This window comes from Bradyrhizobium sp. IC3123, assembly GCF_020193625.1.
In the GTDB taxonomy this organism is placed as follows: Bacteria; Pseudomonadota; Alphaproteobacteria; order Rhizobiales; family Xanthobacteraceae; genus Bradyrhizobium; species Bradyrhizobium yuanmingense.
In genome coordinates this window covers 1-9,922 of sequence record NZ_JADYVF010000031.1, presented here as the reverse complement: position 1 = coordinate 9,922, position 9,922 = coordinate 1, and the positions used below count along the sequence as shown (strand labels likewise).

Genomic DNA, 9,922 nt, shown 5'->3' with positions numbered 1-9,922 from the left:
GGCGGAGGTGGAGGGGGTGACGGGGTGACTTCCCTTCTCCCCTTGTGGGAGAAGGTGGCATAGGCGGCCTACGGCCGCCGTCTTAAGCATACGCCGACGCGTAGCGTCGGCTACGGCGCCGGATGAGGCGTTGTTGCCGCGCGTGGGACCGTTCGCGAGGATAGAACCCCTCACCCGGCTTCGATGCTTCGCATCGAAGCCACCCTCTCCCACAAGGGGAGAGGGGAAGCGCACTCCGCTACCGCTGCTTTTGCCTTTCGCTGACACTTTTCGTTAAAATTCTCGGGCGCGGCTTAGGGGGATCGCATCAACTCTTTTCCATGATTGGGACAGATCAGCCGCCGCGACCTGCGGAGTTGGAGGAGACGTGCCAATGCATCCGCGCAAGTTTGTCCGTGTGAAGCCCGCGGGCCTGGTGTCACGCCAGGCCAAGATCATCACCGACCCGCGCGCGCCGGTGATCCCGTGCACGCTGATCGACTATTCGCCCGGCGGCGCCTGCGTCGATCTCGGCGGGCAGGTGACGATTCCCGATCGCTTCGAGCTGCTGCACGTCAACACCAAGAAGCGCTGCCGCATAGCCTGGAAGCGCGGCACGCGCGTGGGCGTGGTGTTTTGAGGGAATAGCGGCCGGTTGCTGGCCCTGCCTTTTTGGCAAGGACTCGCCTTGGAGAGATTTTCCCCTGCAGCCATCCTTCGAGACGCCCGCTTTAAGCGGGCTCCTCAGGATGAGGGTGGAGTGCGCGGCGGCAGTTCTCGACGGGCACCGGCGCCGATGAGCCTCATCCTGAGGAGGCGCGTAGCGCCGTCTCGAAGGACGAGGCGTGCGCGCCGGCCGCCGCCACATCTCATCTTCAACAGCCCCGCCCCTCGCGCTGCGAAACGGCCAGCGTCTTCGCGCATGACTGACGTGGCGGGGTCGGCTAGATTGCGGCCACAACAACACCAACGAATTGTCCGGGGAGGACAGGCGTGCACCAGGGACGTGTCGTGTTCGGCGCGATCGAGGAGGTCGTGTTCGGCCATCCTGCGGCCGGAGCCATCGTCGCGCAGATGGACCGGCTCGGAACAAGCCGCGCCTTCCTGATGGTGTCGGGGACGCTGAACCGGCAGACCGATGAGATCACGAAAATCAGGGAGGCGCTCGGCTCCCGCTGCGCCGGCCTGTTCGATGCCATGCCGGCCCATACGCCGCGCGAGGCGGTGATCGCGGCGACACAAGCGGCGCGCGCGGCGGAGGCCGATCTGATCGTCACAATCGGCGGCGGTTCCATCACCGACGGCGCCAAGGCGGTGCAGCTCTGCCTTGCCAACGGCATCGACGATATCGCGGGCATCGACCGCATCCGCGTGCACAAGGGCGTTGCGCCCGAGATGAACGCCCCTCACGTGCGGCAGGTCAGCGTGCCGACCACGATCGCCGGCGGCGAGTTCTCATCGATCGCCGGTGTCACCGACCGCGCGAGCCACGTGAAGCAGATGCTGCGGCATCCGCTCGCGGTGCCGCGCGCGACCATCCTCGATCCGGCCATCACCGTGCACACGCCGGAATGGCTGTTCCTGTCGACCGGCATCCGCGCCATCGACCATTGCGTCGAGGCGATCTGCTCGCGCGAGACGCATCCTTACGCCGATGCGCAGGCGGTGAAGGGCCTCGCCATGCTCGCCGATGCGCTGCCGCGGGTGAAGGCCGATCCTTTAGATCTCGATGCGCGGATGGACGCGCAGATCGGCACCTGGCTGTCGATGGGGGCGCTCGCCGCCGGCGTTCCCATGGGCGCGAGCCACGGCATCGGCTACGTGCTGGGCGGTGCCTTCGACGTGCCGCACGGCTACACCTCCTGCGTCATGCTGCCGTCGGTGATGCGCTGGAACGCGCGCGACAATGCCGAGCGGCAGATGATCGTCGCGGCGGCCATGGGCTATCCCGGCCGCAATGCTGCCGACGTGCTCGACGCCTTCATCCGCTCGCTCGGCATGCCGCGCAGCCTTGCCGACGTGCGCATCTCGCCGGAGCATTTCGATGCGATCGCGGAAGCCGCGATGCGCACGAACTGGATTCCGCGCAACCCGCGCAAGATCGCTAGCTCCGCCGATGTGCGCGAGATCCTGCTCCTTGCCGCCTGATCGACATCCGGAGGATCGATGTACACAGGTCACCACGCCCGCCTGCGTCCGCTGCAGCCCGCCTTCATCATGGCGGCGACCGGCGAGGCCGTCACCTATCGCGACTTGGAGGCGCGCAGCAACCGGCTGGCGCACTTGTTCCGCCAGCACGGCTTGAGGCGGCTCGACCATTATTCGATCTTCATGGAGAACAATGCGCGTTATCTCGAAGCCTGCGGCGCGGGCGAGCGCTCCGGGCTCTACTACACCTGCATCAACTCGTTCCTGACGCCGGGCGAGCTCGCCTATCTGCTCGTCAACAGCCAGTCGAAGATTTTGATCACGTCGATGGCCAAGCTCGCCATCGCGCGCGAGGCGATCGAGGCTTGTCCCGACATCAAGCTCTGCATCGTCGCCGACGGCCCTACCGAGAGCGAGCGCATCGTTGGCCTATCGGAGGTGACCGCCGGCCTGCCGGCAACGCCGATTCCCGACGAGTGGCTCGGCACCGCCATGCTCTATTCCTCCGGCACGACGGGACGACCTAAGGGCATCCTGCGCCCGCTGCCGGAGGAGAAGCCGAAGCACAATCTGCCGCTGTTCGATTTCCTGTTGAGGCTCTGGCACTACCGCGAGGGCATGGTCTACCTGTCGCCGGCGCCGCTCTATCATTCGGCGCCGCAGGCGGCCGTGAACCTCACGATCCGCATGGGCGGCACCGTGATCATCATGGAAAGCTTCGATCCCGAGCGTTACCTGCAGCTGGTCGAGCAATGGGGCATCACCCACACGCAATTGGTGCCGACGATGTTCTCGCGCATGCTGAAGTTGCCGGAGGAGGTGCGCGCCCGCTACGATCTGTCCTCGCTGGAGATCGCCATCCACGCCGCCGCGCCCTGTCCGCCGCAGGTCAAGGACGAGATGATCAAATGGTGGGGACCGATCATCCACGAATATTACGGCGCCACCGAAGGCCTCGGCTTCACCGCCTGCAACAGCGAGGAATGGCTGGCGCATCGCGGCACCGTCGGCAAGGTGCTGCTCGGGGACCTGCACATTCTCGACGAGAACATGCGGGAATGCCCGACCGGCACGCCCGGCCAGGTCTGGTTCAAGACGGCAACGCCGTTCGAATATTTCAACGATCCCGAGAAAACCAAGGAGGCGCGCTCTGCCGATGGGAGCATGAGCACGGTCGGCGACGTCGGCTATGTCGATGCCGACCGCTTCCTATACCTGACCGACCGCGCCACCTTCATGATCATCTCCGGCGGGGTGAACATCTATCCGCAGGAATGCGAGAACCTCCTGATCACCCACCCCAAGGTGGCGGACGCCGCGGTGTTCGGCGTACCCAATGCCGATCTCGGCGAGGAGGTGAAGGCGGTGGTGCAGCCGATGCCCGGCGTGGAGCCGGGGCCGGCGCTCGCCGAGGAGCTGATCGCGTTCTGCGCAAAGTCGCTGTCGCGGCAGAAGGTGCCGCGCTCGGTCGATTTCGAAAAGGAATTGCCGCGGCTGCCGACCGGCAAGCTGTACAAGCGGCTGCTGCGGGACCGGTACTGGGGGAACAAGGTCTCGCGGATCGTGTGAGGGTTTCCGCTACGTAAGGTGCGCAAGCAAGCGCCATACACGCAACTGTCTTCCCGGGGCGCGACGAAGTCGCGAGCCCGGGACCCATAACCCCAGGAAGGAGTTGCGGCATGGGCTGGCAACTCCGAGTCTTCGCCAAACTCCTCCCTGTGGCTATGGATCCCGGATCGGCGCGCGCTGAGGGCGCGCTTGTCCGGGATGACAGCGGAGGTTGTTGAGGCGACCTCGCGCAAACTCTCACAGGAATCGCGTCTTCGCACCTGCACTCTCGCATGATGAGAGAAGCCCCCGAGATATTCCGTCATCCGAATTGTCGAGATTGCAGCTGGCCTTGCGGGTTGCCTCGCTGCACGCGCCTCGCTATCGTCGGGATAACAGGCCGCAAAAGGCCGAGGTCCAGGGAGGATGAGCATGCGGAGCGTGTGGGCGCTCGCCGCAATGGCGGCGTTATCTGTGCTGACGGCCTCAACTGCCACGCTCGCCGGCGAGCCCAAGCAGGGCGGCATTTTGCGGATGTATCACCGCGACAGTCCGGCCAACGCCTCGATCCTCGAAGGCGCGACCTATTCGATCAACATCCCCTTCATGGGGGTGTTCAACAATCTCCTCATCTACGATCAGCACATCGCGCAGAACAGCCCCGATACGCTGCGGCCGGACCTCGCCGAAAGCTGGTCCTGGAGCAGCGACAACAAGAAGCTGACGTTCAAGCTGCGCCAGGGCGTGAAATGGCACGACGGCAAGCCGTTCACCTCGGCCGACGTCAAATGCAGCTTCGATCTGTTGATGGGCAAGTCGCAGCAGAAGCTGCGGCAGAATCCGCGCAAGGCCTGGTACAGCGAGGTCAACGAGGTCACGACCAACGGCGAATTCGAGGTCACCTTCGACCTGAAGCGGCCGCAGCCCTCGCTGCTGGCGATGCTCGCCTCCGGCTACACGCCGGTCTATCCCTGTCATGTCTCGCCGGCGGACATGCGCACCCATCCGATCGGGACCGGACCGTTCAAGTTCGTCGAGTTCAAGGCCAACGAATCGATCAAGCTGACGCGCAATCCCAACTATTGGAAGAAGGGTCTGCCCTATCTCGACGGCATCGAATACACCATCATCACCAACCGCTCGACCGCGATCCTGGCCTTCGTCGCCGGCAAGTTCGACATGACCTTTCCGACGCACATCACGATCCCGCTTTTGAAGGACATCAAGTCGCAGGCGCCGAACGCCACCTGCGTCGTCGAGCCGACCAACGTCTCGACCAACATCATCGTCAATTCCACCTCCGCGCCGTTCGACAACATCGACATCCGCCGCGCGATGGCGCTCGCGCTCGACCGCAAGGCGTTCGTCGACATCCTGTTCGAAGGCCAGGGCGACATCGGCGGCACCATGCTGCCGCCGCCGCAGGGCCTCTGGGGCATGCCGAAGGACCGGCTGGAGACCATTCCGGGCTATGGCCGCGACATCAACGCCAACCGCGAGGAAGCCAGGAAGCTGATGCAGAAGGCGGGCTACGGTCCGGACAAGCGCCTCGCCGTGAAAGTCTCGACGCGCAACATCGCGGAATATCGCGACCCCGCCGTGATCCTGATCGACCAGCTCAAGACCATCTATATCGACGGCGAGCTCGACGTCGTCGAAACCGCGAACTGGTTCCCGAAGGTCGCGCGCAAGGATTACATGCTCGGCCTCAACCTGACCGGCAATGCCGTCGACGATCCCGACCAGTCGTTCTACGAGAACTATGCCTGCGGCTCGGAGCGGAATTACACCAATTATTGCAACAAGGAGATCGAGAAGCTGTTCGACGTGCAGTCGCAGGAGACCGACATCGGAAAGCGCAGGCCGCTGGTCTGGGACATCGACAAGAAGCTGCAGGAGGACGTCGCCCGCCCGATCATCTTCCATGCCCGCGCCGGCACCTGCTGGCACCCCCACGTCAAGGGCGTCACGATCATGTCGAACAGCTCCTACAACGGCTTCCGCTACGAGGACGTGTGGCTCGACAAGTGACGCGACGCTAACGGCTGGCGCGGAGGGCGGTGCATGTTTGCCTATCTGGTGCGGCGCCTGTTCCTGATGTTCGTGACCCTGTTCGGGATCTCGATCGTCATCTTCTTCCTGCTGCGCATCGTGCCGGGCAACATCGTCGACATCCTGTTCGCCGCCGCCGGCTATGTCGATCCCGCCGACAAGGCCAATCTGGAGAAGGAGCTCGGCATCGACCGTCCGTTGATCGTGCAATATTGGCACTGGATCAGCGGCTTCATGCGCGGCGATTTCGGCTTCTCCTACGTCTCGGAGAAGCCGGCGCTGCAGGAGATCCTGCCGCGGATTCCGATCACGGCAAAGCTCGCCGGCCTCGCGCTGCTGTTCTCGGCATCGATCGGCATTCCGCTCGGCGTCATCAGCGCGGTGAAGCAGGGCACGAAGCTCGACTACGCGCTTCGCGTCGTCAGCCTCAGCGGGCTGTCGCTGCCCTCGTTCTGGCTCGGCCTTCTGATCCTCACAGCGTCCGTGGCGATGTTCGGGCAGATGCCGATCTTCAATCCCAACCCGAAGACCTGGCTCGAGGCGTTCGCGACCTACGCCGTGCCGGCTGCCGCCGTCGGCTTCCGCAGCGCGGCGCTGACCATGCGCATCACGCGCTCCTCGATGCTGGAGGTGCTGCGGCAGGACTACATCCGTACCGCCCGCGCCAAGGGGGCCTCCGAAGCGGCGGTGAACTATCACCACGCGCTGAAGAACGCGATCCTGCCCGTGATCACGGTGATCGGCATCGAGGCGGCGTTCCTGATCGGCGGCCTGATCGTCACCGAGACCGTGTTCAACATCCCCGGCGTCGCGCGCTTCCTGGTGGAGGCGATCCGCTGGCGCGATTATCCGATCGTGCAGAACCTCGTGATGTTCATCGCGGTCGTGGTGGTGTTCGCCAATTTCACCGTCGACATGCTCTACGCGGTGTTCGACCCGCGGATCAGGTACACGGATTAGGAGAGCAGCTTGGCCGCGATCGACTTCGACGTTGAGCTGAGGCGGGCCGGGGCGCATGCGACCGGGGGCTGGCGGCGCGTGCTGTTCATGGCGCAGCGGCACGTGCTGGGCGCGGCCGGGCTCGTCATCATGACATTGTTCGTGCTGACGGCGATCTTCGCCGATGTCATCGCGCGCTATGATCCGCTGACCGTCGATTCCGCCCGCGCGCTGACGCGGCCGAGCTGGGCGCACTGGATGGGCACCGATTCCTTCGGCCGCGACGTATTCAGCCGCATCATCCACGGCGCACGGATCTCGCTCGCGGTCGGCATCGGCTCGACCGTGCTCGGCGGCACCATCGGCGTGATCGTCGGCCTCACCTCCGGCTATCTCTCCGGCTGGTTTGATCTGGTGTTCCAGCGCGTCTCCGACGTGCTGCAGGCGCTGCCGCTGCTGGTGCTGGCGCTGGTGATGACGGCCGCGCTCGGGCCCTCGCTGCCGAACGTGATCATCGCCATCGCCATTCCGCTGATCCCGACGGTGGCGCGCGTCATCCGCGCCAACACGCTGGCGCTGCGCGAGCAGCCGTTCGTGGAGGCCGCCAAGTCGATCGGCATGAGCGAGATGCGGATTGCGCTGCGCCATGTGCTGCCGAACACGCTGGCGCCGCTGATCGTGCTGGCGACGGCGCAGCTCGGCTCGACCATCCTGACCGAGGCTTCGCTGTCCTTCCTCGGCCTCGGCATTCCCGAACCCTATCCGTCGTGGGGACGCATGCTGTCCGAATCCGCCGCCGAATATGTCCGCACCGCGCCGTGGCTGGTGATCTTCCCGGGCGTCGCGATCAGCCTCGCAGTGTTCGGCGCCAACCTGTTCGGCGACGCCCTGCGTGACATCCTGGATCCGAGGCAGCGCGGCTGATGGCGGACAAGACCGATCTCGTGCTCGACGTGAAGAACCTGAAGACGGTGTTCTTCACTAATTCCGGCCTGTTCAAGGCTGTCGACGACCTCTCCTTCAGCGTGAGGCGCGGCGAGACGCTGGCGATCGTCGGCGAGTCCGGCTGCGGCAAGAGCGTGACCGCGCTGTCGCTGATGCGTCTCGTGCCCGATCCGCCCGGCCGCATCGTCGGCGGCTCCGTCTCGCTGGAAGGCACCGACCTGCTGGCGCTGGATGAGGCGCAGATGCGCGCGGTCAGGGGCAATCGCATCTCCATGATCTTCCAGGAGCCGATGACCTCGCTCAATCCGGTGATGCGGATCGGCGACCAGATCGTCGAGGCGGTGCGGCTGCATCGGCATATCTCGGCGAAAGAGGCGCAAGGCATCGCCGTCGAGATGCTGCGGCTGGTGCGCATTCCCGAGCCGGCGCGGCGCGCGCGCGAGTATCCGCACCAGCTCTCCGGCGGCATGCGCCAGCGTGCGATGATCGCAATGGCGCTGGCCTGCCGGCCGGCGCTCCTGATCGCGGATGAGCCGACCACCGCGCTCGACGTCACCATCCAGGCGCAGATCCTGGCGCTGATCCTCGACCTGCAGAAGGAGCTCGGCACCGGGCTCGTGCTGATCACGCACGATCTCGGCGTGGTCGCGCAGACCGCGCAACGCGTGATCGTGATGTATGCGGGGCGAAAGGTCGAGGAGGCCAGCGTCGAGGCGCTGTTCGCCGCGCCGAAGCATCCCTATACGCGCGGGCTGATGGCCTCGATCCCGGCCGTGCCGGCCTCCGGCGCCGCCGCGCAGGCGCGGCTGAACGAAATCCCCGGCACGGTGCCGTCGCTGGTGCGGCTGCCGCAAGGCTGCGCCTTCGCGCCGCGCTGCAAGCTCGCCATCAAGCGCTGCGAGGCCGAATATCCGCCGCTGGCAGATTGGGGCGGCGGGCATCTGGCCGCCTGCTGGCGCGCCGAAGAAGTCGCGGAGGTGGCATGACCGAGGCGCTGCTCGAAGTCACCGATCTCAAGAAGCACTACCCCGTGCGCGCCGGCGTGTTGCGAAGGCAGGTCGGCACCGTGCACGCGGTCGATGGCGTCTCCTTCGCGCTAGGCACCGGCGAGACGCTCGGCCTCGTCGGCGAATCCGGCTGCGGCAAGTCCACGGTGGCGCGCAGCGTGCTGCGACTGGTCGAGCCGACCTCGGGCCAGATCCGCCTCGACGGCGAGGACATCACGCATCTTTCGAAGACGGCGCTGCGGCCGCATCGCCGCTCGATGCAGATCGTGTTCCAGGATCCGTTCGCCTCGCTCAATCCGCGCATGACCGCCGGCGACATCGTCGGCGAGCCGATCGCCGTGCACGGGCTCGCCACCGGGAAGGAGCTGGAAGTGCGGGTCGCAAGGCTGTTCGAGCAGGTGGGGTTGCGGCCCGACCAGATGCGCAATTTCCCGCATCAATTCTCCGGCGGTCAGCGCCAGCGCATCTGCATTGCCCGCGCGCTGGCGCTGGGGCCACGCCTGATCGTCTGCGACGAGCCGGTCTCCGCGCTCGACGTCTCGATCCAGGCGCAGGTGATCAACCTTCTGATCGACCTGCAGCGGCAGCACGGCTTCTCCTATCTCTTCATCGCGCACGACCTTGCCGTGGTCGCCCATATCAGCCACCGCGTCGCCGTGATGTATCTCGGCCGCATCGTCGAGATCGCCGACAAGGACGAGCTGTTCCGCAATCCCAGGCACCCCTACACCCAGGCCCTGCTCGCCTCGGTGCCGATCGCCAATCCGCTGGCGAAGAAGCTCGCGCCCCTGGTCGACGGCGACGTGCCGAGCCCGGTCAATCCGCCGTCAGGCTGCGCATTTCACACCCGCTGCCGGTTTGCGATGGAGCGGTGCAAGACGGAACGCCCGGCGCTGCTGGACGCCGGTGACGGGCATCAGGTCGCGTGTTTGCTCAATGACGGGACGGGGCGAGGCCGCTAAGGCGGACTCATAGAAGAAATGTCAGCTCCTGAGGGAGGAGCGGAAATCTTCTGCTCGGCAGAGCGTTACCGCTTTTGACCCGAAGCGGACCTCAAGGGGCTATATGGGATCATCCTCACATGGAAATGACCAGTAAGGGCGGCTCTCGAGATTTGCGGGCCCAAGCCGATACACCTCGCCCGCCAAGCAGGCGTGACAGGGACGGCGGCACATCCATCCGGACAAGAACCTTGAAGTAGCGCAAAAATTTTTGCAGGTCCTCTTGACTAGAAATCCGCGTATTCCTAGGTCGTTTGCCGCCCGGGGGCCGGTTCCGGACCCGGATTTTGGACATCGCTGAAC

General features: G+C 65.3%; 8 protein-coding genes. All 8 read left to right on the top strand.

The genetic code is table 11. The annotated features are described in order from the left end of the window. The first annotated feature begins 373 nt into the window (after positions 1 to 373). The 8 genes from I6F20_RS37320 to I6F20_RS37285 all read left to right on the top strand — a co-directional run bounded on the left by I6F20_RS37320 (position 374) and on the right by I6F20_RS37285 (position 9,580). Entirely contained in the window at positions 374 to 619 is a 246-nt protein-coding gene (locus I6F20_RS37320; protein WP_036002017.1) for a PilZ domain-containing protein, read from the top strand. Positions 620 to 972: 353 nt separating this feature from the next. Next, positions 973 to 2,127, top strand: a complete 1,155-nt coding sequence (locus I6F20_RS37315) for an iron-containing alcohol dehydrogenase (protein ID WP_225131495.1) — start codon at positions 973 to 975, stop codon at positions 2,125 to 2,127. 18 nt (positions 2,128 to 2,145) lie between these two features. Then, a complete protein-coding gene (locus tag I6F20_RS37310; RefSeq protein WP_225131493.1) occupies positions 2,146 to 3,696 on the top strand; it encodes an AMP-binding protein in 1,551 nt (516 codons plus the stop codon). Between the two features lie 411 nt (positions 3,697 to 4,107). Continuing rightward, complete coding sequence (locus I6F20_RS37305) at positions 4,108 to 5,706, top strand: ABC transporter substrate-binding protein (RefSeq protein ID WP_036002044.1); 1,599 nt, start codon at positions 4,108 to 4,110, stop codon at positions 5,704 to 5,706. 33 nt (positions 5,707 to 5,739) lie between these two features. Beyond that, positions 5,740 to 6,687, top strand: coding sequence for an ABC transporter permease (locus I6F20_RS37300; RefSeq protein WP_036002026.1), 948 nt, complete (start codon positions 5,740 to 5,742; stop codon positions 6,685 to 6,687). A gap of 9 nt (positions 6,688 to 6,696) precedes the next feature. Continuing rightward, the gene (locus I6F20_RS37295) at positions 6,697 to 7,590 is read left to right on the top strand and encodes an ABC transporter permease (protein ID WP_036002028.1); all 894 of its coding nucleotides are present in this window, start codon (positions 6,697 to 6,699) and stop codon (positions 7,588 to 7,590) included. After that, positions 7,590 to 8,597, top strand: coding sequence for an ABC transporter ATP-binding protein (locus I6F20_RS37290; RefSeq protein WP_036002031.1), 1,008 nt, complete (start codon positions 7,590 to 7,592; stop codon positions 8,595 to 8,597). Before I6F20_RS37295 ends, I6F20_RS37290 begins: the two co-directional genes overlap by 1 nt. Further along, complete coding sequence (locus I6F20_RS37285; protein ID WP_036002034.1) at positions 8,594 to 9,580, top strand: ABC transporter ATP-binding protein; 987 nt, start codon at positions 8,594 to 8,596, stop codon at positions 9,578 to 9,580. Before I6F20_RS37290 ends, I6F20_RS37285 begins: the two co-directional genes overlap by 4 nt. The last annotated feature ends 342 nt before the right edge of the window (positions 9,581 to 9,922 follow it).

Excerpts from the sequence above, each read along its gene's own strand:
- I6F20_RS37285 (WP_036002034.1), top strand. The coding sequence starts at position 8,594 with ATGACCGAGGCGCTGCTCGAAGTCACCGATCTCAAGAAGCACTACCCC.
- I6F20_RS37310 (WP_225131493.1), top strand. The coding sequence starts at position 2,146 with ATGTACACAGGTCACCACGCCCGCCTGCGTCCGCTGCAGCCCGCCTTC.
- I6F20_RS37290 (WP_036002031.1), top strand. The coding sequence starts at position 7,590 with ATGGCGGACAAGACCGATCTCGTGCTCGACGTGAAGAACCTGAAGACG.
- I6F20_RS37300 (WP_036002026.1), top strand. The coding sequence starts at position 5,740 with ATGTTTGCCTATCTGGTGCGGCGCCTGTTCCTGATGTTCGTGACCCTG.
- I6F20_RS37305 (WP_036002044.1), top strand. The coding sequence starts at position 4,108 with ATGCGGAGCGTGTGGGCGCTCGCCGCAATGGCGGCGTTATCTGTGCTG.
- I6F20_RS37320 (WP_036002017.1), top strand. The coding sequence starts at position 374 with ATGCATCCGCGCAAGTTTGTCCGTGTGAAGCCCGCGGGCCTGGTGTCA.